Genomic DNA, 22,939 nt, shown 5'->3' with positions numbered 1-22,939 from the left:
CCTGTTAAGTTACACAAAAAAACCGCCGGGGAAATACCCGGCGGCCGATAAAGTTATCCTCATTTTTGCATGCTAATTTCCCGGAGACGCAGCCTGGGTGGCCGTCCACACGTTGTTATCCATCTTCACATCGGGAAATTGTTTTTCGGCGTCGATGGTCACGCTTTGCAATTCTTCCGTTGTATTCAGCTTCACTTTAAATGTTCCTGTATTGTTCCATATCTCTACAGGAAGGCTTTTAGTGCCCTTCACGCCCGATCTGGTTTCGTAAGTAAGCAGCACCGGCATGGCCATCTGCTGCAGGTTCAGTAAAGTAACGATGGCGCCATTGGCAGGTTTGTCTTTTTCATAAGTCACTCCGCCGATGGCCTGATCGAGTTTGTAATTTTCTACAAACCATCCTTTCCAGAACCAGGTAAGGTCTTCGCCCGCGGCATTGTCCATAGTGCGGAAAAAATCCCATGGCGTTGGATGTTTGTATGCCCAGCGATGAACATACGTGCGGAAAGCATAATCAAATCTCTCGGGGCCGAGCACATAGTCCCTCAGCAGTTGAAGGCCGTAGCCCGGCTTTGCATACAAAGCATTCCCGATGTTTCCTTCCTTCATCGCGTCAGGGGTATACATGATGCCTTCGCTGTTGGCACCAAACAGGTTTTTCGCCATACCTTCCTTGCTGCGTTTTGCGCTGGCGTATTCGCCCTTGTTGAAATCCTGTTCTGCCAGCGAATTGATGAACGTATTGAACCCTTCATCCATCCAGCCATATTTACGCTCGTTGCTGCCCACGATCATAGGAAACCAGGTATGGCCAAATTCATGGTCGGTTACCCCAAAGAGCCCGCCCCTGCTGGCATTGGAGCCGCAGAATACGATGCCCGGATATTCCATGCCGCCGATATTGCTGGCCACATTGGTGGCTACCGGGTACGGGTACGCGAGCCAGCGTTTGCTGTAATTTTCAATGCTTCCTTTTGTATATTCTGTAGCCCTGCCCCATTTGGTATCGCCATCACTTTCTATAGGATAAACACTTTGCGCCAGCGCTTTTTTACCACCCGGCAGATTGATCTTTGCCGCATCCCAGATGAATGCTTTCGAGCTTGCCCAGGCAATATCCCGTGCATTCGTCATTTTGAATTTCCAGGTAAGTGTGGGGGTTTGGGTTGGCCTCGAAGCCGGATCAGCCACTTCGCCTGCAGAGCGTATGATCACCGTCTTGTCGCTGTTCTTCGCTTCAGCCATACGCCTGAGCTGCGTGGCTGTAAGCACTTCAGCCGGGTTCAGCAATTCGCCGCTTGCCACCACGATGTGGTTGGAAGGCGCTGTGATGCTGAAATCAAAATCGCCGTACTCGCAATAGAATTCACTGGGGCCAAGATATGGATTGGTGTTCCAGCCCAGCACATCGTCGTACACACACAAGCGTGGGTACCATTGCGCTACTGCGTATATATCGCCTTCTTTGGTAGACAATATCCCGCAGCGGTCAGCGCCATATTTCGGCAAGGTGAAAGAATAATCGATTTTTATTTTGATCGTTTCACCGCCTGCTTTCATTGCCTTTGGCAAACGAATCTGCATGCGGGTATCGGTGATGATATAGTCGGCATTGCTGTTATTGGCCAGTAATTTCACCGCACTTATTTTATAGCCTCCATCAAAGTTGCTACCGGCATCGCCATAGCGGCTACGGGCACCAACCGGCATACGTGCCTGCCCGCGGCTTTCGCTGTTGAACAGGTTCTGATCGAGTTGCAGCCACAGAAAAGCCAGCGCCTGCGGACTGTTATTTTTGTAGGTGATCGTTACCGATCCTTTAATGATATTGGTCTTGTCATCCAGGGAAACGGCTACCTGGTAATCGGCCCTGTTTTGCCAGTAAGCCGCACCCGGTGCCCCATCAGCTGCCCTCGTGGGAGTGCCGCCAAAAGGATAAAAGTTGGGAGCGAATAAAGCATGTGGATCGTAGGTAGAAGTGTTGTTGGCCTGCCCGAAAGAAAGGACAGTGATGCTGCAAAAAGCTGCAGCCAGGAAGAAACGAACATTCATAGTCAAAAAATTTGCTCCGAAGTTATCGAATAACAGGAAGGAAGGGTTTAAATATTGGATAATTGGTAAATAAGGTGGATGCATGCAAAAATAGGCTGTCAGCCTGAGCTTGTCGAAGGCATTGCCGAATCCATCCTGCCTTCGACAAGCTCAGGCTGACAGCAGGAAATGTTTATTCGTAATCCTTTATCATCTTCAGCGCATCCGCTTTATGCTTTGCATCGTCTTCTGTAACATTGGGAAATCCCTGCACCGCTTTCAGCAACGCGATAGCTTTGGTGTCTTCATCATTTTTATGATAAGCTTTTGCCAGTTCGATATTGTTGAGGATAAAATGCGGACTGAGCGTGCGGGCCTTTTCAAAATACATGATGGCATCTTTCAACGATCCCTGCGGAATGCCGCCAAAGAACACTTTAGCAGCGGCTTTCTCTACGCCGCTCACGTTACTCAGCTCGTAGTTCCACCTGCCGAGGATATGCCAGGCCAGGTAATTGGAAGGGTTGGTAGCCAGTGCCACATCCAGGTGTCTCTTGATCTCTTTGGCCGATTTTATCTTTTCTTTCCCGCTTTTGGTGAGTGATGATTTACCCAGCGCCATTGCCCTGCACACATTTGCCCGATCGTTTTTTGCATCTATCAGCAATGCTTTATTGGCATACGATAATGCTGCCGCAAAATAGATATCGCGGTTGGCCGCAATTTTTTCGCGGCTGCCGATCCTGCTGCACAATTCGCTGCACTTGGTGAGCGCCTGCATATTGCCGGGCTGCACCACCAGCACTTCTTTAAATTTGTTGAAAGCTGCTGTTTCATTGGGCACCAGCTCCAGCCTGTCGGCCTCTTTGAGCAACGCCGCCGCATCCTGTGCAACAGCACCGCTGAACGACCCGATGAATAATAAAACAGAAAATAAAAATTTCATAGTCAATACGATTTTAAAAGGGATACCCCTACACTTCCTATAAAATTACTGATCGGCGGGTGCAATTTTGTAATGGTTATGTTAATTGTGCGGATGCGGTTGTCCAGCAGGGATACATTATCGCAGATATCATGTGCGATGCTTTCCAATAGTTTTGTCGGCCGCTGAAAGATCTCCTTGATCACATCATACACTTCCACATAGTTGATGGTTTGTGGGAGTGTAGTGATCTTTTCCGGAGCATCAAAGCTGATGGAAACCGATACATCGAAATCGGTACCCGTTACCCCTTCTTCATCATGATAACCATGGTGTGCGAAGAAGCGGAGATTGTTGAGATGGATGCTGTTCATATTTTTTTATTACACGAATTATAGCGAATTACACGAATTTAAAAAGACCACCGACGACGGACGACCAACCACAGAGTAACAACTACACACTACGTACGTCAGGAGACTAATATTTGTTACAAAAGGTTGTCAGAAATCTTCCCTTCTTCCCGACAAAATCTCTATTGAAACCCCTTATCCCAAGGGGTTTCATCCGGGTGGAAATTACCTGAATTATTTTAAAATAAAAGCCGTTTCTCCCGCGAATTGTACTTTTTACTCTTCGAAGGCACAAATATTCATCCTGAAGCTGCTTATTCTAAAGTAAAAATGCCACGCTTAAAAACGTGGCACATATATGATAACCCTCAAAGGTTTGACTATTCACTATTGACCATTCACTATTAAAATGCCGGAGGCTTTTTAATGCAACCCCGCTTCGCCCAGATACCTTTCCGCATCCAGCGCTGCCATACAACCGCTTCCCGCTGCCGTCACCGCCTGGCGATAGATCTTATCCTGCACATCGCCGCTGGCGAAAACGCCTGCAATGTTGGTCTTGCTTGTACCGGGGATCGTTTTGATATAACCCGCTTCATCCATATCCAGCACGCCTTTGAAGATGTCGCTGTTGGGTTGGTGACCGATGGCCACAAAGAAAGCGCTCACTTCTATCTCACATTTTTCGCCGGTCTGGTTGTTGAGCAGGCGCACGCCTTCCACTTTTTTGTCGCCCAATACCTCGTCGGTTTCGGCATTCCAGTGTATGATGATGTTGCTGGTCTTTAATACCCTGTCCTGCATTACTTTGCTGGCGCGCATTTCGTGCCTGCGCACGATCATGTGTACGTTGTTGCAAAGTTTGGAAAGATACAAGGCCTCTTCAGCAGCCGTATCCCCTGCCCCTACGATGGCCACATCTTTGCCTTTGAAGAAAAAGCCATCGCACACGGCGCAGGCGCTCACGCCATGGCCATTCAGTTTTTGTTCGCTCGGTATGCCCAGCCATTTAGCCGAAGCGCCGGTGCTAATGATCACTGAGTCGGCTTCGATCCATTTTTCTTCATCTATCTGCACTTTCAGCGGATGGCCCGAAAAGTCTACTTTGGTAGCCAGGCCATAACGGATATCCGTACCCATACGGGCCGCCTGTTTTTCAAAATCCAGCATCATTTCCGGCCCCTGGATCCCTTCCGGGTAACCCGGGTAGTTTTCTACTTCGGTAGTGATGGTCAGCTGTCCGCCGGGCTGAATGCCCTGGTACAGCAATGGTTTCATGTTTGCCCTGGCGGCATATATGGCAGCGGTATAACCTGCCGGCCCCGATCCTATGATCAGGCAGCTTACTTTTTCGTTTCCTGTATTCGTTTCTGTGCTCATCTTATAGTTTATTTCAATTGTACTTTATTTGATTATTTGGCGTGCAAGATAATGTTTAATGGATAATTGTATAATGGATAATGGATAATGTTTTCGGATTGAGAGCTCTGGCGTACAGGGAATAATGTTCGAATCAAAAACATTATCCATTATTCTATTATCCATTATCCATTACTCTTTATCCATTATCAATTAGCAATGATCCTCCTATACACCGCCCCATACCCCGCAAACACCCCCAGCGCCCCATTGCTGACGTTGCCGATCACTTTATTGGGCTGCGCAAAGGGGTTGCCGATGCTCTGGTACGCAAATTCCCAGGTGTTCCAGAAAGTGTAAGTGGCTTTATTGATATTGGCGAATTTCACCGTGATGGTATCCCCTTTTTTGAAAAAGTTGCTGTCCGATTTCGGCGGGTCGTTGCGGTCAATGCCCCTCTCCAGTTGCACATCGAAGGTGGTACCATCGATCACCTGGTCGTCGAACACCGAATTTTCCCCCGCGAGAAACGGGCCGCTGTTTACTTTGGTAAAATACCGGGCATAATCGCCGCGGCCAGCCGGATCGGTGCCTCTTACAAACAACACCCGCTTATTTGTATCCGGGTTTTGCGGTGCAGGTTTTGTCCATACGGAATCCAGCACGCCCCGCAATACCGGTATGGTAGTCTGCGCTGTATATTCTTTTCCTTCCGAAACGATGCGCAGCGAATAACTGGTATTGTAAGCCCCTGTAAAAGCTGTGGCAAGGCTCGAAGAATCGATGCCATAATAATAACCGGTAAAACCCGGCACCAGCGGGTACGAATATTCCTTCATCTTGTGCGTGAGCACGCCATTGGAAATATAAATGTCCGCATTGTGCACGAATGTATTGGCCAGCAGATCGGGCGATATATTACTGAAATACGAAAGGCTTTTGGTGAGTACCACCGTTGGCGGCAGCTCGTTCTCTATCTGCGCATCCACTACCAGTACCGGCGAGGTTTCCGCCAGGTTGAAATTTATATCTTTTTCGCAGGAAGCCAGCGTGATAGCCAGCACTGCGATGAACCATTTTCGCATACTCAAAATTAATCAATATGTATAGGCAAAAACATAGCCAGCGGCAGAATTTCCGTATTTAGCAGGCGGAGTGACAAATCTGCCTGACAGACTAACGCTTATATCTCTGCGAAACCTCTGCGTTCTCTGGCACTCTGCGGTTACAGAAGCCCTCCTCACCCCACGCCGTTCGGCGGGGCAGGCGCAGAGAACGGGAGAAAGCAGAGGTTTCGCAGAGAATCACGAAGGTGAAAATGTGCCGGGAAGACGGGAAGAATTCATAAGGGATGTTTCCCGTTCTTCCCTTCTTCCCGGCAACTCTTTACGGGAGAAAGCAGAATTTTGGAGAGATCTTCCGCTCTTTTTAAGGAGAAAAAATCGTGAAGGGGATAATTTGCCGGGAAGACGGGAAGAATTCGTAAGGGATTTTTCCGTTCTTCCCGTCTTCCCGGCCCCCTTTTCGCTGAGTTCACAGAAAAGTTCACAAAACCAAAAAGTTCACACGTAATTGGTGATTTTTTGCCCAAAAGTTCACAAAGTTAATTCGTTGATATTCCGGCAACTGTATTTTTTTTATACGGAGTTCACAAAAAAAGTTCACACGCAAAAGTTCACATCGCTTTTTTCAAAAACTTTTTCGGAAATTCAGCAAATCAAACCTTCATCACTTCCCTTATGATCTACGATCTGAAAACATTCCGGATAGCCAATGGCCTCACTCAACAGGAACTGGCGGATGCCCTGGGGCTCAAAAAAAGCGCCGTCTCCATGATAGAAAGCGGCAAGCGTGAAATACCCGACGCTGCCAGGCAGAAATTATATCAATTGCAACAGCAACCGGGCACCAGCAATGCCACCCCCGCAGTACGGGCCGAACCTTTTTACAAGACTTTCAAAGCCAAACACCATCAGGAATCTACTGAATATATAAAGATGTATATCGGCGACCTCCAATCGGAAAAGCACCGGCTCGAAAAACATATCAAAAGCTGGACTTCCAAATTCAATGCCGCGGGAATGGTGTTGAAGGAAGCGGAAATATTATTGACCCTGGTGGAACAAAAAAAGCTGGAATATGCCGCCGCAATGCCCGGCCTGCTCACCCGAAAGCACAATGCCGAAGAACAGTTGCGGGAAATCACCCGGCAAAAACCGGAGATAGCGCTCATCCGGCTGGAAGGCATCAAAAAAGAACTGGCTGCGGCAAAGGCGCTGCTGGCAAAGCGGCAGCGCTTCCCCATATTGGATACCGTGAGTTCGGCCTTTGGGGTGGCGGATACTACCCTAAAAATTGGCGCGCCGGTAAGCAGGAAGGAATTGCCTGACGCGGAGTAATTTTCACGCAAAGCCGCAAAGTTTACGCAAAGCCGCAAAGGAAAAACAAAAGCCCCAACTATATTATCTGTCAGCCTGAGCTTGTCGAAGGCGAATCTTGACCAGCAAAAGCCCCGACTATATTATCTGTCAGCCTGAGCTTGTCGAAGGCGAATCTTGACCAGCAAAAGCCCCGACTATATTATCTGTCAGCCTGAGCTTGTCGAAGGCGAATCTTGATCAGCAAAAGCCCCGACTATATTATCTGTCAGCCTGAGCTTGTCGAAGGCGAATCTTGACCAGCAAAAGCCACGACTATATTATCTGTCAGCCTGAGCTTGTCGAAGGCGAATCTTGACAGCAAAAGCCCCGACTATATTATCCGTCAGCCTGAGCTTGTCGAAGGCGAATCTTGACAGCAAAAGCCCCGACTATATTATCTGTCAGCCTGAGCTTGTCGAAGGCGAATCTTGACCAGCAAAAGCCTTCGACAAGCTCAGGCTGACAGAAAGGATAACTTCTTTGCGTAACCTTTGCTGCTTTGCGGGAACCTTTTGCAGCCACTAAACATTCTTTAGTCTGACTAAACTTTATTTAGCCCTTTTACTCCCCTCTCCCTGTTTAAATATTGTACATTTGAAACATATACGATAGCTCATGAATGTAAAACTTTCGGAGGCGCAGAAGAAGAAACCGATCGATGGTTCGGATGGTGTGGCCGCCATCATGCAGCAGGTTTTGAAACGCGAAAATAAATTCAGCCGCAGCCAGGAACACTTTTGGGTGGTAGGGCTCAACAATGCCAATAAGATTCTCTTCATAGAACTGATAGCCCTCGGCCGCCAGAACCGCGTTACCTCCAACCCGACCGATGTATTCCGCATGGCCATCTACAAACTGGCCCTTAAAATGATACTCGTACACAACCACCCCAGCGGCGAACTCATCCCCTCCACCGCCGACCGCTCCATTACCGATCGCCTCATCAAAGTGGGCGAGATCATCAACGTAGATGTGATCGACCACCTCATCATCAGCGAAAAAAGCTACATGAGCTTTGCCGATGTGGGGCTGATAGCGAAGATGAAAGCGAGTGATACGTGGAGGGTTGTGGAGAAGGAGGAGATGGAAATGAAGAAGATGAAGGCGGAGATTGAGCTAAAAAAAGCAATGAAGCAAAATAGTATTGACATTGCCAAAAGGTTTAAGGCAATGGGATTGGATGATGCGGCGATAAAGAAGGGAACGGGGTTGAGTTTGGCGGAAATAAAAAAATTATAAATTAACTTATCATTTTTAGGTAATTAATTTAAAATTACCTAATTTTGGTAATTCAGTGAGACTTACTTCTCTTTGAATTTTTAAATCAAACAGCTCTTTTTTTAATGGTTATTAAAATTAAGAACGCCTATTTGGCAAAGTTATTTGCTGGCGAGGTTGTAAGAGGGAAACCCCGATACAATACCGATACAATCGTAAAGTTCAAAAAAACAATCCTAAAACTTACAAATGCTGAAAGTTTTAGAGAACTTGCTTCTCAGAAGAGCCTCCATTTTGAAGCGCTCAAATGTAATTTGAAAGGTTTCCATTCTGTAAGAGTGGATATACATTACCGGTTGATCCTGAGTTTGGAAAAAGACGGTACTATTGATGTCACGGATGTTATATTGGTACATGATTTGTCAAATCATTACCAGTAATTATTTACAACAATGAAAAGCTTTGTCAAAGTATTACAGCATCTCAGGTTTGACAGGCAAAAGAAATCAAAATGAACAATTACAAGGTTCTAAATGTAAAAGGTAAGGAGATACATACTGATGTAACCTTACATCCCGGTGAGATCCTTATGGATGAACTGGAAGCCAGGAATATCAAAAAAGCAGATTTTGCTGAACAGCTGGGTATAGCGCCCAGTCATTTAAGCGACCTGCTGAGGGGAAAACGCCACGTAAGTGCTGCCACTTCTCTAAAGCTCGAAAAGCTGCTTGGTATCAAGGCTGAATATTGGATGAGGGTTCAGGTTTATTACGATCTTTTTGTAGAACGTAATAAACTCAGGAAAGCAGCGTGAACCTGACTTTGAAACATTTTTTGAGAAGTCCCAGCAAGATGTCGGGACTTTTTTATGGTGGTTTTAATAATGCGGAAAAGATGTAAACTATAGTTTTGCTTTTAGTATTTTTTTAAAATGTATAAATTACTTTCTTTATTAAAGATGGATTGATAAATAGTATTTTCTAGTTGTATAATAAACTCGTCGTCGATTCTGTTAATTTCGCTTCCGGTATACCGCAAAATCTTGTAGCCATTAAGTGTAATAAATCTACTCCTTGAATTATCTCGTTCCAGTTGCTCTTTTGTATTATGCCAGGCAAATCCATCACATTCAATTACGAAGTCGCCTACGTTTACATTTTTTCTATCATAAACTTTTATTACAAAATCAGCGTAATATAATTTTTCATGATTAAATATGGGGTATTGAGGAAATATTCGATAAGAAACATCTCCACAAGTGAATTGAAACCCACAAATTCTTTCTGGTTCGCCAGTTAGAGGATCAACATGTTCAGAATTTGAATGATTCAGTTTGATCTTTAATCCCTTCCTATTCGAATGAAAATATACACTTTCGAAAAAGGTATCATTCACTATTACGAACTCATTAACTCTTTGAGTAATTAAGTTCACTGTTACGCCATGCTTCAAAAAAAAGCTGTAGATTTTGCCAACAAAAATTTCTTCTATGGGACTATTACATAGTTTAAGATTTTTTTCAAACTTTTCTAATTCAAATCTTTGTATCTCTATTTTAAAATTTTCAACTAACATGAGGGAATTAGTTTTATGTAAAACTGTTGAATATTTGCAATATTATCTTTAAAAAATAGGGTTAACCCAATTTACTTTTAATTGATTCAATCAAGGCAAGCATTTTATCAGGAATTCCGTGATCATGTTTACATACTTTACAAAAACTTATCTTCAAATCTTCTATAGTTTCATTTTTTATTCTTGTAAGAATTCGATATTGAAATTGATGCTTCGTTAATGTAGTCAAAATCTCTTTATTATCGCTGGATGTAGTCTGGAGCTTTTCTAAAAGCAGATTAAAAATCTCAAGAATACTAAAAAATTCAGCTACACAGGGGTTATCTAAAAGTTCATCTTCGGTTCCATGAAAATCGCAAAGAATTTGAGATAATAAATTATAAATACCCTCACTACCCGTTGTGAGTACAGGATCCGGCGGCACTGGCCCACTTGGTGTAAAGCCCATTTGCAAACTCAAAAACTTAAAATTATTTATACTTTCATTTAAATAAGTATAAAGTTGATTGAGATTTTGAGTCTGCTTTTCTTTTTCTTTTTCAATATTATCTGCGAATAGTTGATTTTGAAGCAATGTATTCGCTTCGATTTGTGCCTGCAATGCAAAGAATACTAATCCAGCTCCCACCAAATTAACTATGGGTGATGTTATTCCACCAATAGTATCTCCAATTTGTCCAGTTTGTGAGAAATTTAAACGATCCCAAAAATTTGTAATTGTAAATATCCATGGACTGACTATAATTAAGACTAATCCTACAAAAAACAAAATTTTTGCATTCTTCAAAGTTTTACCTTGATTCATCACAACAATGTTAATTCAGTAAAAGTTTTATAATTATTATTTCCTTATTTACTTTCAGCTCTTCATATGAAGTTTGTAGCAAAAACAAAGTAAAAATAAATTTGGCAATCAAAGTGAAGGACATAAGGTTACGATTCCCTAATTCTACACATTCCTCCCAACAATTACAAATATTCTTTTCTTTTTCATCCCCTCTTACGGCTTCCCGTACTTCCCCTCTGGCGCAAGTGTTCACAGCTCTACTCTCCTCCATTACAAACCCTCCGTGACCACTTGTGCCTGCACAAGTCCGGCGGTCTGCGACCGGCTTAGAACCACTATCCACCCAAACGCTCCGGGGTTAGCAGAAAACCCCGGAGGTTTTTCTTCAACCTCCGGGCGTTTTAGTGTGAAGCTCCTGCGCCAAACAAAGTCTTCCCGTCTTCCCGGCAAAAACAAAAAAGGCAGCACAAAGCTGCCACTACAAAAAGATCATAATAGTTATTCCTCCATCCTCATTTTCAAATCCATACTGCTATGCAATATCCTCACAACTTCAATTTTGTCTTTCTTAACTTCCCTGTAGAAAATGATATGCATCCCTGTTCCAAAACCAAAAATTCCTTCGCCAACTTCGGGGTAATGTTTACCGGCAACATTTTTTGTGGCTAATTCCTGGCAGGATGCTAATAGCAGTTCGTAATATTTCTCCGCCTGCCTTTCGCCCAGGCATCGTACGAGTAATTCCAGATGCCGGAAAGATCCTCCACCGCTTTATTGGATAACCTATAATTAACCATTTTTCTTTCGGGCGGCTTTTAATTTGGCAAGATGTTTTTTTGCATCGAAGTTTTTGGCTACCCTACTGTCGATACCCTCTTGAATAGCATTTTTTAAAACAACGATCTTGCTTTCTTCTTCTTCCAGTAGCCGTAATCCGGCCCTTATCACTTCGCTGGCATTTTTAAACCTGCCTGCGGAAACTTTTTTGTCTATAAAATTTTCGAAGTAATCGCCCAGGGCAACAGAAGTATTTCGTCCCATGATAATATTTTTCATAAAAGTACCAAAAATTGGTAATTATTGAGCGGTTAAAAATATTTGAGGGGAGGATTCCAAAATGATAGCAACTGCTGTCAGCCTGAGCTTGTCGAAGGCAGCATTTAGTGCATAATCCGCCTTCGACAAGTTCAGGCTGACAGTGAAGTGAAGATCATCTTACCGTCTTTCCGGCAAAAAAGAAGAGGGCAGCCAAACAGCTACCCCCCTCCCATTGTATGAAGAAGAAAATTTATTGCAGGATCACCTGCTGCGTAGCTGCTTTGTCAGCTTGCAACATTGAAATATTATACACGCCTTTTGGCAATATCGAAAGATCCAGTCGCTCGGTTGAAACTCCTGCAGTGATGGTAAATCTTTTCACTTCAGCGCCCACCATGTTTCGAACGCTTAATACTCCACCCTTTTCATTGTTAGCAAACACCAGGTTGATCATCCCTTTACTCGGCACCGGGTAACAACTGAAGCTTGCCGTAAACGTGCTGCCGAAAGAAACTGTGCGCACATCAGACCAGGTAAACTTACCATCCGCATCCAGGATTTCCAGCCGGTAATAGTTGATGCCTTTTGATGGAGCAAGATCGGTAAAGCTGTAGGACGTTTGGCCATGCGGTCCACCGGTAGCAGCTACAGCTCCGATCTTTTGAAAATGGATGCCATTGGTGCTTCTTTGTATCTCAAAAGTTCTTGTTCCGGTTTCCTGCTCGGTGTGCCAGTTGAGGCGGGAAGACTTCCCGATCGCCGTTGCGGTGAAGTCTACCAGCTTGAGCGGTAGCACGGTACCTGTGCTGTTGTTGATACGCGCCACTATGAGTCTCGGTATTTCAAAAGGATTACCCTGCGGCTGGTAAGAGGAAGTACCGCCGATGATGAGCTTTGTTCCCTGGAAAGCGATGTTGCCCCAGAGGTCGTCGGTGCCCCCGTTAAGATATATTTGTCCGCTGGCGCCGGTAGTGCCCGACTGGCCGAGGGCAAAATCGTTGGTGAGGGTTAGATCCAGTACGCCTGCGGATGTGTACCGGTAAATGAGAAAATCGCTGCTGGTGCGTTGGGTGATGATGTTGTACGAAGTGAGCGTACCGCCCAACACGATCTTGTTGTCTTGCTGTATGAGGATGCTGTAAAACGATCCGTCGCGGTTGCTGGAGTTGAATGACAAGATACCGGTACTGGCAAATGTTTCATCCAGTGAACCATCCTCTTTCAATCGTACGATGGTAAATTTATCAGGATCGCCGGCGATGAATTTACTGTTGCCCGCAATGATCACTTTATTGTCTGGCTGCACGGCCACGCTTTTTACACCCGACTGGTAATTGCTGATGTTGATGATGGCCTGGCCGTTGTTTCCAAAACTATTATCGGGCACGCCTTCGCTGCTGAAGCGGAGCGCTACGTATTGCGTATGCCCCGCCACGGTTGCTGTTCCGGCCACTACTATCTTTCCATCGGCCTGCAAAGCAAGCTGGTAAATATCGTTGTTAGCCGTGCCAACACTATGGATGATCCTGCCGTTGTTGCCGAAAGTATTGTCGATACTGCCATTGGCATTGAACCTCGCCAGCAAACCATAGCGGATGCTTTCGCTTTCGTTGTTGACAAAACCAGCCACCAGTATTTTTCCATCGGGCAGCACTTTGATGTTGTATGCCGAAGCCAGGTAACCCGGTTCATCGTAGAGCATTTTCCCATCTGTATCGAAACTGTTGTCGAGTGTTCCATCGATATTGTAACGGATCAGCACGAGGCTACTCAGGAGGTGCATACCATCCCCGCTGATAAAATTTGATCCGCCGCCAACGATCACTTTGCCATCGGGCTGAGCTGCAATAGTGGCAGAGTTATCCTGGAAGGTCGACACTTCTGTAGTCACCATTCCGTTGGTGCCGAAAGTATTGTCGATGCTGCCATTGGCATTGTAACGTACTGCTGCGTATGTCTGCCCGTTGTTGTAGGAATTGCTGTTCTGCAGGATCTTTCCATCTGCCTGCACAAACGTAACGGTACGGGAAGCTGCGTCTACGGATTGATTATACGCTTTTCCGTTGGTGCCAAAAGTGAGATCGAGTGTGCCGTCCTGCGCCTGCGCAAAAAAAATAGTGGATGTAAAAATCAGGGTAAATATCTTCTTCATACTGATGGTGTTTTAGGGAAACCAAAAGTATATTCTTAATGAGTGCGTTATCATACCCCGCGGCGGGTATATTTGAAGATTGAAAGTTGAAGGTTGATGGTTGAAAGTTTGTTAGGTTGGGGCAACTTTTCTTAATGCCGCGGTTCATTACATGGAAATTGCCATAGCCTTAAAAAACGGCATTAGTTTTAGCGCCGTCGTTTGCTTCGCTTCGCTAGCAAAGACGGCGCTATCCGGCAATGAAGCCTCTGGCGCAAGTGTTCAAAGCACCAATCTCCTCCATTACAAACCCGCCGTGACCATTTGTGCCTACACAAGTCGGCCGGTCTGCGACCGGCTTAGAACCACGATCCAAATCCTTACCATAATTTATCAAAAGGAGAAAAACAACCATCTTCCATGGTTAAAATAACCAGATTAACTGCTGGAAACCTCCATGCTTTATCTTCCGCAAATAGTAGCTTGTGCAAGAAATGATTCAACATTTATGTCACGTAAATATAAACCCGGAGATAACCAGTTACCTCATTTTATTACCTTCAGTACTGTTGACTGGATAGATGTTTTTACAAGAGATATATACCGGCAGATACTTATAGACAGCCTTCAATATTGCCAGAAAAACAAAGGACTATGCCTGAATGCCTGGGTAATCATGACAAATCACCTGCACCTGATTATGAGTGGAAGAAAACAAACGCTCATCAGTGATATATTACGTGACTTCAAAAAATTTACCAGTAAACAGATACTACAAGCCATACAAAATAATCCAAAGGAAAGCAGGAAGAATTGGTTGTTGTATATGTTTGGGCGGGCTGGAAAAAGAAATAGTAATAATGAGAATTTTCAATTTTGGCAACAGGAGTATCATCCTATAGAATTGAATAACCCAGAGATACTTCGCCAGAAACTGGATTACTTACATGAAAATCCTGTGAGGGCAGGATTTGTGTATGAGCCGCAACAGTACATTTATAGTAGTGCTGTTGATTATTATACTGATAGAAAAGGGCTGATTAAAATTGAATACCTGTAGTAATGATGGAAAGCAAGCGTGCTCATGGGGAGTGAGTACGGAATAAGCATGGAGGTTTTGATGCAGGTCACAGACCTGCTGACTTGGGAAGGCACAAGTGATCACGGCTGTTTTGTGATGAAGGAAGTTGATGCGGTGAACACTTGCGCCAGAAGCATGTTGAATGAACTTGACGCAGAATACAATAATATCCCCATTGATGAGATAGTTCGATTGCTCAGGTAAAAATTGTAAATTTGCCTGTTATGTTATTCTTATTAGACATAGATGGTGTAATGGTTCCTGCCACAGGTTGGAAAAGTCCGGAAATATTAAGTGATGGATTTCCCGCATTTAGCAGCAAGTCAGTTTTCGTACTTCAGAATTTAGTTTCTGAAGGAGATACCGTTATGCTTACAACCTCTCATAAAGCAAGGTATAGTATTCAGGAATGGAAAAATATTTTTGCTGCCAGAGGTATTACTATTAAAAAGCTTGAATCTCTTCCTGAAAACTTGAATAATCTAACCAGAAAACAAGAGATTGTGGATTGGTTTAAGGCTAATAAAATTGAAGAAGGATTCCTTATTATCGATGATGATAAATCTTTAAGTGACCTTCCTCTTTTTTTAAAAAAGAATCTGATACAAACAAGTCCTTACATAGGACTTGTTGAGGAACATCTGGAAGTTGTAAAGTCGATATCACAAAAGGCTTTTCAGCCTGCTTAATAAATTTTGAAAGTACATTTTGTAGCACCTCACTCCTTAAAAAGTGAGGTGTTTTATATAATATATAACTTATCTCTTTTACTTAAGAACAATTGCAAAAAAATCTCGATGATTATAATAGTGCAGGTGTAGGTGTAGGTGTAGGAGTTGGCGTTTATTTCTTCTCATAATGGAGTCCTATCACCCCACAAGAAAATGTTTTCGCCTCCGCCAATTTTAATTGCGTGATTTCCTTCACTCCTTTGAATAATTGTATCCCCTCGCCCAGCAGCACAGGGTTTACGAACAACCAAAACTCATCTACCAACCCTTCAGCCAATAATGAATGCGAAGCCCGCGGGCTTCCGAAGATGAGGATATTCTTTCCGTCCTGCTGTTTTATGGCGTTGATGTTATCGGCAAGCTGGTTGCTGATGACGGTGGTATTCTCCAGGCCTTCTTCACTGAGCGTGGTGGATAATACTACTTTGGGAACCTGTTTATACCAGGCCGAATGTTCTTTATCGTGTTTGGAGGCATCGGGTGCATCTCCGGCGGTTGGCCAGTATCCCTGCATCATTTCGTAGGTGGTGCGGCCGTAGAGTGCGGTATCGGCCTTGTCGGTCATGGTGGCTACAAAGTCGAAAATTTCATCGTCTACTTTTATCCAGTTCATTTCTCCCTTGGGGCCTGCTACGAAACCGTCGAGGGAAGAGTGCATGAAGAAGATCAAATGTCTCATCTTGTATGTTTATTGATTCAAAAATATTTTACCCGGAAATATAATTTCATCTTTTCATTAAAGGAAACTACTACTGAAACAATCGCGCCAGCGTATCCTGCAATTCTTTTCCTTTTACATCTTTGGCGATGATCTTTCCATCCGGATCCAGCAAAATATTGGCAGGGATAGTAGTAATGCCATAAAGCGCCGCGGCCTGGTTCTTTTCCTGCAGGTCGGATACCTGCGCCCAGGGGAGCTTGTCGGTATTGATGGCATTGATCCATTTTTGCCTGTCCTTCCGGCTATCGATCGAGATGCTCAGGATGGTAAAGTTTTTATCCCGGTATTTATTGTAGGCATCTATCAGGTTGGGGTTTTCGGCACGGCAGGGCGAGCACCAGGATGCCCAAAAGTCGACCAGTAAATATTTGCCCCTGAAGTCTGCCAGGTTTACCGGTCGCCCGTTTACATCGGGTTGTGTAAAATCCCTGGCCTTCATGCCTATAAAGGTTTTGTGGCCCTCGTTGATCCTGCGCAAAATATCATTACCCTCCGGCAACGATCTCAACCGCGAAGGTAACCTGAAAAAGACCTCTTCCACCTGCGGCAAAAACGCGCTGGTTTTGGCGATGGGCGCCAGGTTGGCCAGGCTTACATACGAATTCAAATGCCGGTTGATAAATTTTAACCGCACCAGGATGCCTTCGCGATACAGGGCGGCCGATCTTTCTGTTGTTTGCCTGACCAATGCCGTATCTTTCAATTCTTCAGGGGTAAATTCTTCGATATCTTTTATGTTCCTGCTTTCGGTCATCACCGGCTTTAACGCGGCTATAAGTTTCGCCTGGTCGTTGTTCAGCGGGGTACCGGATACCACAGAATTATTGAGCGTATCGGCAGATTGGAGGATGATGTTGCCCTTTTCAATGTAAATATCGAAAGCATCTTTTAACAGCATCGCAGTACGCGGATTATCATTCCGGCAAACATATCCTTTGCTGATGGTGTTGAATTTTCCTGTAAACCGGAAAATATTATTTTTCACCACCGTGGAATCTGTGATGTGCTTCCCACCTTGTTTAAACGATAAGAAAATACTATCGCCGTTTTTGTATGATCCTCCATAACCGCGGATCGTAAAAGAATGTTGCGCAAAAATTGCCATCGGCAACAGGCCCAATCCAAAACAAATAATTTTTTTTAACATCATCAGGTATTTATATGGGCTAACCATTATCGCCCCCGGGCGATATCATTTCAGTCAATAAAACAAATTACTTCATTTGCTCACTATACTCTTTCAACAGCCTGATCAGTGATCCTTCCGTTTTCATAAGAGAATCCATGGTAACTTCCTGGTGTTTCTCTTTGATCCATTTATCAAAAGCGGCGTTCTTTTTTTGAAAATCCATCATATACGCAGAGTATGATGCTGTCGAATCGATCCGTACTTCCGAAATTCTATTGCCCTTAGAAGCAAATGTCATGATCCATCGGGGATTTTTTATTTTCAGGTATTTGAAGTATCCGCTCTTGTCTTCTACAAGATATTGAACGGGCTCCTCATTGCTGAGTACGCTGATAATATCAAAGCTTCCCAGATAGGCTTTCGAATTTGGAACATAGTCCTGAAGAAATGTTTTTTTATCGTTACTAAAACTGGTGTAATTTCTCACCAACCTGAAATCCTCCGTCAACAGATTTTCGAGACTGTCGCGCTGGTAGCTGTTTAAAAAGCTTAGAAAGCTTTCCGCCGGAACAGGTTTGGTTTGACCAGTGATGAATAAAAAATTAAATAAGAACGTGAGAACGAGGAAGGTGATTTTCATTTGAAGTTTTATTGAAACGGTTGCAAGGAATTTTTATCAGTAAGGCCTGAATGTATATACCACCCTTAGAGCATTGTCATCCGTCCGTAAGATCCCTTTATAAAAGTCGTACCAGCCGTCGGTGGGGCCACCCTGTCCCTGGTTGGTATGTATCATAAATTTGCCGGCTTTGTAGCAATACCCATCCACTACCACAGAATGCCCGAAGTCTTTCAGGTTGGCAAAATGGAGGAAAACAGGGCGTTTGTCATTCAGTTCATTGTAAATGATCTTTTCCAGTTTGCCAAGGGTATTGGGAACAAGTTTATGCCAGGCTATATAACGGTTCACTTTTACTTTGTAATGTTGTTCCAACTGGTCTGCAGAGGCCAGCTTGTTCATGTACCGGTCTGTACCAAAGTCTTTTTGAACCGCCAGTGCTGCATAATAATTATACCGGGCTAACTGGCTGATCGTTTCCTCGGAAGTGGTGCTGTCGATGGCCGCTGCAAATAAATTGAAATTGAATTGGGTGCTGTCCAGGTCTTCGTTGATCTTATAATTTTGCCGCGAGGTATATTCCACATGGCCGAAAGGCTTGAGTTGATGATAATAAACGATCTGTGCCAACGCGGTACTCCAGCAGCCCGTTCTTAAACTGTCAGGTGTGTATTTTTCAAAACCGCCCATTTGCTTCCAACGGGTTTTTGTAAGGGATTGGCTGTCCGTCATACACATTGACTTATCAGGAAAAAAAGGGAAGGAAGTGCAGGCAAACAAATAGGTAAAGCCTATCAGGAAAAGAATAACTAAAGTGATTTTATATCCTTTCTTCATCGTTTGTAAATACCTTTTTTAGGAGAATGAAAATAAATGATCGCCTAGACTTACTGATAAATTTATAATTAAAAGTTGAGTTAAAGCAACTGTCCCCAAAGTTTCCGGTAAGCCCCGTATGGAAAAATCACCTTTTTACGGGGTTACAATCCGTTTGTCACGAAACTATTTTTACAGAGTGAATCATTCATCATTTAAAATATAGTTGTATGAAAAGTTACCTTCTCCTGTTCCTGTTACTATCCTGTACCGGCACGCTCCTGTCGCAAACCAAATTCGGCATTGCAACCTTCAACATTCCTGCCGGCTGGCAAAGCACGCAAACCAGGTCAACCGTAGTGCTGGAAAGCAACAGCAGGAAAGGCGGTACTTGCAAGGTTACCATTTATAATTCGCAAAATATAGTGGTCAATACTGCCGGCCTTTACCAGCAAAGCCGCAACGCCAATAATACGGGCAACACAACGTATGGCACCAGCCTGAAGCAAATAACCAAAACGGAAACGGAGGATGGTATTATCGGCTTTAAATCGGCAGGCACCCGTTTGGTTAACAAAAAAGAATTGAGTGTTTACTTTTTTTCGTTTACCAACGGCAACGAAAGTTTTTTTGTAGAAGCACAGACAGATAGTCAAGAGTGTACCCCAGAACTGAACCAGTTCCTGTTGGCATTGCTGGTAGATATACCCGCCGGAGCAGTTCAGGGTCATACCAAAGCAAAGAAAAGGAAGGCCGCTCCTGCATGTCCTGCAGCCCCCGCTCCTATGATGTAAGATAAAGCTGGTTGCGGCATAAAAAAATGAATTCCAAAGAATAGAAAATAACGGGGTTAAGTTTTGCCGGGATAAAAAAATATTGGCTTTCATTATACTAAAAATCATGCTCCTGCCTTAAATGACTAACATCAATGGTAAGTTTTTATTAAACATACAACAAGAAAAAGGGCAGCCATAAAGCCGCCCCGTTCGTGTTGTATGAAGAAGAAAGAAGGTTGGTTACAGGTGATGAGTTAAGGCTGGTTGATCGTTAGCTAAATTTTATTTTCTATGCGAACGATCGCCCACCCGCTACCCGCAACCGATAACTATTGTAATACAATCCGTTCAGTACTATTGGCCATTGCCGTTCTCACCTGGATGAAATACGTACCCCTGGCATATTTACTCAAATCAAGGATGAGTACACTATTGCTGTTTGCCGCAATTTTCAATTGATTCACCACCATTCCTGCGGCATTGAAAATGTTGATCACTTTCGGTTCTTTCTGCAAAGCTTCGGTGAGTTTGATGTTGAGCAGTCCGGCTGTCGGATTCGGGTAGTAACTCAGTGATCCTGCATTCAGTTGGTCGAAGTTGATCACCCTCGTTGGCGTGTACACGAAATGCCCGTCGAGATCAATTTGTTTGATGCGGTAATAGTTGAGGCCTTTGATAGGCGCATTGTCTGTAAAACTATACTCAATTGCTGTGTTTGAATTTCCTGCAGCTGCTACACTGCCGATCTTCGCGAAGGTGAGTGCATCACTGCTGCGTTCTATTTCAAACGTAGCGCTGTTGAGTTCCTGCGCTGTTTTCCATTTCAGCAAAGAAGCCGGGGTGTTCAGTTTTGTTGCGGTGAAATATTCAAACGTAACAGGCAACGGCCCCTGTGGACGATACGCCGAGGCCCAGCCATCACCCACCCCACCAAAGAAGATATTGTTTTCCGGTTGAGCAAAGGATGTCTTATCCCAGCCATCACCCGCGCCTCCGCCAAAAATGGCGTTGAGTGGTTGAGCGTACGAAGTCTTGTCCCAGCCGTCGCCGATGCCGCCGCCAAAAATAGCATTGGCGGGCTGTGCAAAGGAAGTGCTGCTCCATCCATCGCCGGCGCTGCCGGTGAAGATATTGTTGCCGGCTTGCGCAAAGGAGGTTTTGTCCCAGCCATCACCATTGCCACCGGTAAATATGTTGTTACCTGCCTGCGCAAATAACGTTATGCTGATGCCATCACCGTTCCCTCCTGTAAAAATATTATTGGACGCCTGTTGAAAGGATGTTTTATCCCAGCCATCTGCATTGCCGCCACCAAAGATGGTATTGTTCTGCGCTGATGCGACTGTAATTCCACTCCCCCACAACCATACGAAAATCATCAGTTGTTTCATGTTGTAATTTTTAGTAGCAGTGCGTTTGATCTACCGGCGTTTATTCTCCGACTGTCAGCCTGAGCTTGTCGAAGGCTAACTCCAGACTTAATCCTGCCTTCGACAAGCTCAGGCTGACAGCTTAGACTGGTAAAAACATTTTCCACTACATAATCAATAATTAATTAAGGGGCTGTTCTCACAAGACGGGCGCCATGGCCTGCACCCACGTTGTCGCTCGGATAGCTGGAGAAAAAGGCTGCAGCCACCCTGTCGGAAGTACGGGCATTCGCAAGCGGGGAAATATAACTTCCGCCTCTCATGCCGAATGCACGGTGATCGCGCCAGGCGGCGATATCGGTATACCCATCATTCTCCAGGTAGCCATCGCCATGCACGGTTGCGCTGATGGCTCTGCCAAAAGTGGAACCGGTGTAGATGGTGATCTCTTCAACATTATCGCCCATGTTCATCACGCCGTAATAGGTACCACCGCTGAGTTCGCGGGTAGAACCGGTAGTGCGGGCAAATAAACCGGCACGGGTAAATACACTGATGCCGCTTTGTATGTTGGCGTTGGCATTTACAGGTGTAGCTACTGTTTCGTTGGCAAGCCCTGCATTGGTAACCGTTACCAGCGGTACTATGGTAGTAGTTCCCCAAACATATTCATTGGCCACAGCCGGTGTATTGTAACCACGGCAGGCTTTTTCAAATTCCATTTCGGATAGCGGTCGCAGGCCCGACCAGTCAGCCAATGCCCCATTAAACCTGAATCCTACCTGGGAAACGGATTTTTCGCCCGCAACCGGCGTAAACCCTGGATGGCTGCCGGTTACACTTGCCGGCGAAGTGTTCAACACAGTTGCCCTGGCCTGATCGATATGATTTAAAAAATCGGCGTATTGTTGCTGTGTAGCTTCATATTTCATGATCCAGAAAGCATTGAAGCCGGTAGGAAAAGTAGCCGGTATGGGGCTGCCGGTTCCGTTGCCACCATAGTTGAGCGTACCTGTAGTGGTACCCGTGTTAATAGCCGACGCATCTGCTACCAGGTATGGAGCGGAACCCGAACCGTTGGAGAAAGCAAAACTTTCCGTACCACCGCTGCCGAGGTAAAAGCTACCGGAAGGGATGTATACCATTTCCAACGCAAACACGCGGATCTCCACGGTTTCGTTGTCGAGGATTCCATCAGCGCCATAGTTCCACACGAGCTGGTTGCCGGTATAGCTAACATTACCGATACCATTTGCAGAGCGATAAATGAAAGCGCCTTTACCATCTGCAGGCACCGAGAAGGTGGCCCCTGTTGCAGCAGTAAAGCCGGTTCCGCTGATGGTGCAATGACGCCAGTCGGTAGTACCCTGTTTGCGGAACTTTACAAATATCCAGGCACCGTCGTAATTATTTTCGTTGGTGGAAGTGCGCCAGCTGTTGTCCCACGCCACGTTGAAGTTGATGATCTCTGTATGTGCACTTGTATTCTGTCCACTCAAGGTTGCGGTGGAAACGCTGATGTTATTGGTAAAGCCGGTTGTGGTAAATACCAGCAGCGATGCAAGGAAAATGTAGAATGCTTTCATTTGTAAAAATGTTTTTAGTTTTTTACAAATGTAACGGGGAGGGATAGGCGAAGTTATACCCTGCACACGGTATATTTAGTGAATGGTGAATAGTGAATAGTGAATAGTGAATAGTGAAACCTTTGAGAGTTGTAAAAATTATCAGCTACTTTTTTTCAGTAGTTGCGGGTGACGGGTTGCAGGTTGTTGATCGTTTGCAAAGCTTCTGTGCGAAAGTTTTTTATTCTTTTGAAATTTTAAGATTAAGAACTTTTTCTTAAACCCACGCCATTC

The 22,939-nt window shown here is 44.7% G+C and carries 23 protein-coding genes; 7 read left to right on the top strand and 16 right to left on the bottom strand.

Annotated features, from left to right (window positions below; translation table 11 throughout):
• Nucleotides 1-72 precede the first annotated feature (72 nt).
• From EGI32_RS13565 to EGI32_RS13545, 5 genes are all read right to left on the bottom strand, one after another.
• Complete coding sequence (locus EGI32_RS13565; protein WP_255155902.1) at nt 73-2,052, bottom strand: M1 family metallopeptidase; 1,980 nt, start codon at nt 2,050-2,052, stop codon at nt 73-75.
• A gap of 172 nt (nt 2,053-2,224) precedes the next feature.
• Nucleotides 2,225-2,977 (bottom strand): M48 family metallopeptidase, encoded by a 753-nt coding sequence (locus EGI32_RS13560; protein WP_255155901.1) that lies wholly within the window; start codon nt 2,975-2,977, stop codon nt 2,225-2,227.
• 2 nt (nt 2,978-2,979) lie between these two features.
• Complete coding sequence (gene folB / locus EGI32_RS13555; RefSeq protein ID WP_255155900.1) at nt 2,980-3,330, bottom strand: dihydroneopterin aldolase; 351 nt, start codon at nt 3,328-3,330, stop codon at nt 2,980-2,982.
• 402 nt (nt 3,331-3,732) lie between these two features.
• Nucleotides 3,733-4,689: a thioredoxin-disulfide reductase gene (gene trxB / locus EGI32_RS13550; RefSeq protein ID WP_255155899.1), complete on the bottom strand. Its 957-nt coding sequence runs from the start codon at nt 4,687-4,689 to the stop codon at nt 3,733-3,735.
• A 188-nt stretch (nt 4,690-4,877) separates the two neighbouring features.
• A complete protein-coding gene (locus tag EGI32_RS13545) occupies nt 4,878-5,753 on the bottom strand; it encodes a DUF4249 domain-containing protein (RefSeq protein ID WP_255155898.1) in 876 nt (291 codons plus the stop codon).
• Nucleotides 5,754-6,407: 654 nt separating this feature from the next.
• Between EGI32_RS13545 and EGI32_RS13540 the strand changes: the two genes are divergently transcribed.
• The 4 genes from EGI32_RS13540 to EGI32_RS13530 all read left to right on the top strand — a co-directional run bounded on the left by EGI32_RS13540 (nt 6,408) and on the right by EGI32_RS13530 (nt 9,120).
• Complete coding sequence (locus EGI32_RS13540; RefSeq protein ID WP_255155897.1) at nt 6,408-7,067, top strand: helix-turn-helix domain-containing protein; 660 nt, start codon at nt 6,408-6,410, stop codon at nt 7,065-7,067.
• Between the two features lie 636 nt (nt 7,068-7,703).
• Nucleotides 7,704-8,327, top strand: coding sequence for a JAB domain-containing protein (locus EGI32_RS13535; RefSeq protein ID WP_255155896.1), 624 nt, complete (start codon nt 7,704-7,706; stop codon nt 8,325-8,327).
• Nucleotides 8,328-8,431: 104 nt separating this feature from the next.
• Nucleotides 8,432-8,746, top strand: coding sequence for a type II toxin-antitoxin system RelE/ParE family toxin (locus EGI32_RS21395; RefSeq protein WP_369681664.1), 315 nt, complete (start codon nt 8,432-8,434; stop codon nt 8,744-8,746).
• Between the two features lie 71 nt (nt 8,747-8,817).
• Nucleotides 8,818-9,120, top strand: a complete 303-nt coding sequence (locus EGI32_RS13530; RefSeq protein ID WP_255155895.1) for a HigA family addiction module antitoxin — start codon at nt 8,818-8,820, stop codon at nt 9,118-9,120.
• Nucleotides 9,121-9,221: 101 nt separating this feature from the next.
• On the opposite strand, the gene EGI32_RS13525 is transcribed toward EGI32_RS13530, so the two are convergent.
• From EGI32_RS13525 to EGI32_RS13510, 5 genes are all read right to left on the bottom strand, one after another.
• On the bottom strand, nt 9,222-9,881 hold the full coding sequence (locus EGI32_RS13525; protein WP_255155894.1) for an endonuclease domain-containing protein: 660 nt from the start codon (nt 9,879-9,881) through the stop codon (nt 9,222-9,224).
• A 61-nt stretch (nt 9,882-9,942) separates the two neighbouring features.
• On the bottom strand, nt 9,943-10,686 hold the full coding sequence (locus EGI32_RS13520; RefSeq protein WP_255155893.1) for a hypothetical protein: 744 nt from the start codon (nt 10,684-10,686) through the stop codon (nt 9,943-9,945).
• 480 nt (nt 10,687-11,166) lie between these two features.
• Nucleotides 11,167-11,394 carry a type II toxin-antitoxin system RelE/ParE family toxin gene (locus EGI32_RS21390; protein WP_369681665.1) on the bottom strand — a complete coding sequence of 76 codons (228 nt, stop codon included), beginning with the start codon at nt 11,392-11,394 and terminating at the stop codon, nt 11,167-11,169.
• 63 nt (nt 11,395-11,457) lie between these two features.
• The gene (locus tag EGI32_RS13515) at nt 11,458-11,724 is read right to left on the bottom strand and encodes a type II toxin-antitoxin system ParD family antitoxin (RefSeq protein ID WP_255155892.1); all 267 of its coding nucleotides are present in this window, start codon (nt 11,722-11,724) and stop codon (nt 11,458-11,460) included.
• A 232-nt stretch (nt 11,725-11,956) separates the two neighbouring features.
• A complete protein-coding gene (locus EGI32_RS13510) occupies nt 11,957-13,858 on the bottom strand; it encodes a T9SS type A sorting domain-containing protein (RefSeq protein ID WP_255155891.1) in 1,902 nt (633 codons plus the stop codon).
• A gap of 436 nt (nt 13,859-14,294) precedes the next feature.
• Between EGI32_RS13510 and EGI32_RS13505 the strand changes: the two genes are divergently transcribed.
• Nucleotides 14,295-14,897 carry a transposase gene (locus EGI32_RS13505; RefSeq protein ID WP_255155890.1) on the top strand — a complete coding sequence of 201 codons (603 nt, stop codon included), beginning with the start codon at nt 14,295-14,297 and terminating at the stop codon, nt 14,895-14,897.
• 245 nt (nt 14,898-15,142) lie between these two features.
• The gene (locus EGI32_RS13500; RefSeq protein ID WP_255155889.1) at nt 15,143-15,607 is read left to right on the top strand and encodes an HAD domain-containing protein; all 465 of its coding nucleotides are present in this window, start codon (nt 15,143-15,145) and stop codon (nt 15,605-15,607) included.
• A gap of 154 nt (nt 15,608-15,761) precedes the next feature.
• Here the strand turns inward: EGI32_RS13500 and EGI32_RS13495 are convergent, their stop codons facing one another.
• The 4 genes from EGI32_RS13495 to EGI32_RS13480 form a co-directional block, all read right to left on the bottom strand.
• Nucleotides 15,762-16,328: a dihydrofolate reductase family protein gene (locus EGI32_RS13495; RefSeq protein WP_255155888.1), complete on the bottom strand. Its 567-nt coding sequence runs from the start codon at nt 16,326-16,328 to the stop codon at nt 15,762-15,764.
• A gap of 70 nt (nt 16,329-16,398) precedes the next feature.
• Nucleotides 16,399-17,517, bottom strand: a complete 1,119-nt coding sequence (locus EGI32_RS13490) for a TlpA disulfide reductase family protein (RefSeq protein WP_255155887.1) — start codon at nt 17,515-17,517, stop codon at nt 16,399-16,401.
• Nucleotides 17,518-17,584: 67 nt separating this feature from the next.
• Nucleotides 17,585-18,139 (bottom strand): hypothetical protein, encoded by a 555-nt coding sequence (locus EGI32_RS13485; RefSeq protein ID WP_255155886.1) that lies wholly within the window; start codon nt 18,137-18,139, stop codon nt 17,585-17,587.
• Between the two features lie 36 nt (nt 18,140-18,175).
• On the bottom strand, nt 18,176-18,850 hold the full coding sequence (locus EGI32_RS13480; RefSeq protein WP_255155885.1) for a C10 family peptidase: 675 nt from the start codon (nt 18,848-18,850) through the stop codon (nt 18,176-18,178).
• Nucleotides 18,851-19,164: 314 nt separating this feature from the next.
• Here EGI32_RS13480 and EGI32_RS13475 point away from each other — a divergent pair, with 314 nt between their 5' ends.
• Nucleotides 19,165-19,728 carry a hypothetical protein gene (locus EGI32_RS13475; RefSeq protein WP_255155884.1) on the top strand — a complete coding sequence of 188 codons (564 nt, stop codon included), beginning with the start codon at nt 19,165-19,167 and terminating at the stop codon, nt 19,726-19,728.
• A gap of 311 nt (nt 19,729-20,039) precedes the next feature.
• Here the strand turns inward: EGI32_RS13475 and EGI32_RS13470 are convergent, their stop codons facing one another.
• Both EGI32_RS13470 and EGI32_RS13465 read right to left on the bottom strand, forming a co-directional pair.
• Nucleotides 20,040-21,101, bottom strand: a complete 1,062-nt coding sequence (locus EGI32_RS13470) for a T9SS type A sorting domain-containing protein (RefSeq protein WP_255155883.1) — start codon at nt 21,099-21,101, stop codon at nt 20,040-20,042.
• Nucleotides 21,102-21,265: 164 nt separating this feature from the next.
• The gene (locus tag EGI32_RS13465) at nt 21,266-22,666 is read right to left on the bottom strand and encodes an SUMF1/EgtB/PvdO family nonheme iron enzyme (protein WP_255155882.1); all 1,401 of its coding nucleotides are present in this window, start codon (nt 22,664-22,666) and stop codon (nt 21,266-21,268) included.
• Nucleotides 22,667-22,939 lie beyond the last annotated feature (273 nt).

The organism is Ferruginibacter sp. HRS2-29, from assembly GCF_024343615.1.
In the GTDB taxonomy this organism is placed as follows: Bacteria; Bacteroidota; Bacteroidia; order Chitinophagales; family Chitinophagaceae; genus Ferruginibacter.
The sequence above is the reverse complement of the archived record's forward strand: the minus strand, read 5'-3'. Positions and strand labels throughout refer to the sequence as shown.

Bases quoted from the DNA above. Each gene is read 5' to 3' on its own strand.
- EGI32_RS13495 (WP_255155888.1), bottom strand. From the start codon at position 16,328: ATGAGACATTTGATCTTCTTCATGCACTCTTCCCTCGACGGTTTCGTA.
- folB (WP_255155900.1), bottom strand. From the start codon at position 3,330: ATGAACAGCATCCATCTCAACAATCTCCGCTTCTTCGCACACCATGGT.
- EGI32_RS13545 (WP_255155898.1), bottom strand. From the start codon at position 5,753: ATGCGAAAATGGTTCATCGCAGTGCTGGCTATCACGCTGGCTTCCTGC.
- EGI32_RS13540 (WP_255155897.1), top strand. From the start codon at position 6,408: ATGATCTACGATCTGAAAACATTCCGGATAGCCAATGGCCTCACTCAA.
- EGI32_RS13480 (WP_255155885.1), bottom strand. From the start codon at position 18,850: ATGACGGACAGCCAATCCCTTACAAAAACCCGTTGGAAGCAAATGGGC.
- EGI32_RS13490 (WP_255155887.1), bottom strand. From the start codon at position 17,517: ATGTTAAAAAAAATTATTTGTTTTGGATTGGGCCTGTTGCCGATGGCA.
- EGI32_RS13530 (WP_255155895.1), top strand. From the start codon at position 8,818: ATGAACAATTACAAGGTTCTAAATGTAAAAGGTAAGGAGATACATACT.
- EGI32_RS13515 (WP_255155892.1), bottom strand. From the start codon at position 11,724: ATGAAAAATATTATCATGGGACGAAATACTTCTGTTGCCCTGGGCGAT.
- EGI32_RS13520 (WP_255155893.1), bottom strand. From the start codon at position 10,686: ATGAATCAAGGTAAAACTTTGAAGAATGCAAAAATTTTGTTTTTTGTA.
- EGI32_RS13505 (WP_255155890.1), top strand. From the start codon at position 14,295: ATGCTTTATCTTCCGCAAATAGTAGCTTGTGCAAGAAATGATTCAACA.
- EGI32_RS13525 (WP_255155894.1), bottom strand. From the start codon at position 9,881: ATGTTAGTTGAAAATTTTAAAATAGAGATACAAAGATTTGAATTAGAA.
- EGI32_RS13465 (WP_255155882.1), bottom strand. From the start codon at position 22,666: ATGAAAGCATTCTACATTTTCCTTGCATCGCTGCTGGTATTTACCACA.
- EGI32_RS13475 (WP_255155884.1), top strand. From the start codon at position 19,165: ATGAAAAGTTACCTTCTCCTGTTCCTGTTACTATCCTGTACCGGCACG.
- EGI32_RS13560 (WP_255155901.1), bottom strand. From the start codon at position 2,977: ATGAAATTTTTATTTTCTGTTTTATTATTCATCGGGTCGTTCAGCGGT.
- trxB (WP_255155899.1), bottom strand. From the start codon at position 4,689: ATGAGCACAGAAACGAATACAGGAAACGAAAAAGTAAGCTGCCTGATC.
- EGI32_RS13485 (WP_255155886.1), bottom strand. From the start codon at position 18,139: ATGAAAATCACCTTCCTCGTTCTCACGTTCTTATTTAATTTTTTATTC.
- EGI32_RS13510 (WP_255155891.1), bottom strand. From the start codon at position 13,858: ATGAAGAAGATATTTACCCTGATTTTTACATCCACTATTTTTTTTGCG.
- EGI32_RS13565 (WP_255155902.1), bottom strand. From the start codon at position 2,052: ATGAATGTTCGTTTCTTCCTGGCTGCAGCTTTTTGCAGCATCACTGTC.
- EGI32_RS21395 (WP_369681664.1), top strand. From the start codon at position 8,432: ATGGTTATTAAAATTAAGAACGCCTATTTGGCAAAGTTATTTGCTGGC.
- EGI32_RS13470 (WP_255155883.1), bottom strand. From the start codon at position 21,101: ATGAAACAACTGATGATTTTCGTATGGTTGTGGGGGAGTGGAATTACA.
- EGI32_RS13500 (WP_255155889.1), top strand. From the start codon at position 15,143: ATGTTATTCTTATTAGACATAGATGGTGTAATGGTTCCTGCCACAGGT.
- EGI32_RS13535 (WP_255155896.1), top strand. From the start codon at position 7,704: ATGAATGTAAAACTTTCGGAGGCGCAGAAGAAGAAACCGATCGATGGT.